This window comes from Actinoplanes sp. NPDC048791, assembly GCF_040650095.1.
Lineage (GTDB): Bacteria > Actinomycetota > Actinomycetes > Mycobacteriales > Micromonosporaceae > Actinoplanes.
In genome coordinates this window covers 1-1,283 of the sequence record NZ_JBEZGQ010001613.1, presented here as the reverse complement: position 1 = coordinate 1,283, position 1,283 = coordinate 1, and the positions used below count along the sequence as shown (strand labels likewise).

At 74.4% G+C, this 1,283-nt stretch carries 1 protein-coding gene; it reads right to left on the bottom strand.

Translation table 11 applies throughout. The annotated features are described in order from the left end of the window. Positions 1-1,283: M48 family metalloprotease (locus AB0C29_RS48975; protein WP_360835305.1), on the bottom strand; the 1,283-nt coding region annotated here is incomplete at both ends.

Here is a 1,283-nt window from a genome sequence, read left to right as displayed (position 1 = left end):
CCGAGGTCGAGGTGGGCGCCGTCGGCGGCGATGAGCTCGGCGTTGCCGGTCCAGCTGTGCCGCCAGCGGGCGGCCCCGCTGCGCAACGCGGCCAGGGCGAGAAGCAGGGTGACGAGCTCGGCTACCCGGGCGGCGGTCTCGTCGGCGGGGAGGCCGGCGAAGACTGATTCGGCGGCCTTGTGCAGCCGGCCGTCGGCGGCGAGGTCGAGGACATCGGCGGCCGTCACGACGGGGACGGCGGCCGCGCGGGAGATGGTAGCCAGGGCAGCGTCGGCCTCGCGCTGCATCTCGACCGTGCGGGCGGCACCGAAGAAGGAGTCCCAGTCGACGGTGGTGCGGCCCTGGGCGGGGAAGGCCACGCCTTGCAGCGCCCGTCCGAGTCCGGGCAGGTCGGGGACCAGATCTCCGGCCGGGGCGCCGAGATCGAACCCGGCCGGTTGCGGATCGTCCACGCCGCCCGGCGCGGCCTGTGCCTTGTCGGGCTCGGACGCGGCTTCCTCGTCGGGCTTGGCCGCGGCGGTCGAAGCTCCCGCCGGGGAATCCGGCTGACCTGCGGTGGCGGACAACGCGCTGAATGCCGGATCCGGCGATGCATCATCGTCGCCCACCGCCCTGACGGGCGACTCCACCGGCTTTGCGGCTTCGTCGGTTTCCGCACCGCCGGCGCTCGGCCGACCGTCCGTGCTCGGTTTCCCGCCAGCACTCGGCCCGCTCCCAGCACCCGACCCACTGACGCTCGGCCCGCCTGCAGTGACCGGGCCGCCCGTGCTCAGTCCGGACGTGGTCATCGAGGCACTGGCGGTCGAGGCCGCCGCGCCGACCAACTCCGGCTCTCGCTCTTCCGCGCCAGGCGTTCGTGGCGTGCCGACCTGGGCCGCGCTCAGTGCCGCGAGCCGATCGGTGACCGGCGGATGGGTGTCCCAAGTGGACGGAACGCCCGGGTCGCGGGCACGCAGCACCGCCACGTCGTCCGCCCGGGCTGCCAGCACCCGGAGGAAGCCGCCGAACAGGTCGTCCGGCACGTGGCCCGCCTGCCAGCCCGGACCCAGATACTCAGCGTGGAAGATCCGTTGCAGAGCGTCCAACGCGGGCAGGTCGCGCAGCACCGCGGTGGCGGCAGGACGGCCGGCGTACTCGGCGGCGATCTGGTCGGCGGTCAGCTCCTGGGCCCGGCTGAACGGTGCGTCGATCCGGCGGTACCACTTCGCGTACGTTCGCAGCAGTGGACCGGCGGGATTGCGCGGCGGTATGCGCGGCTCCGTCCGGCCCACAGCCACCCGGCC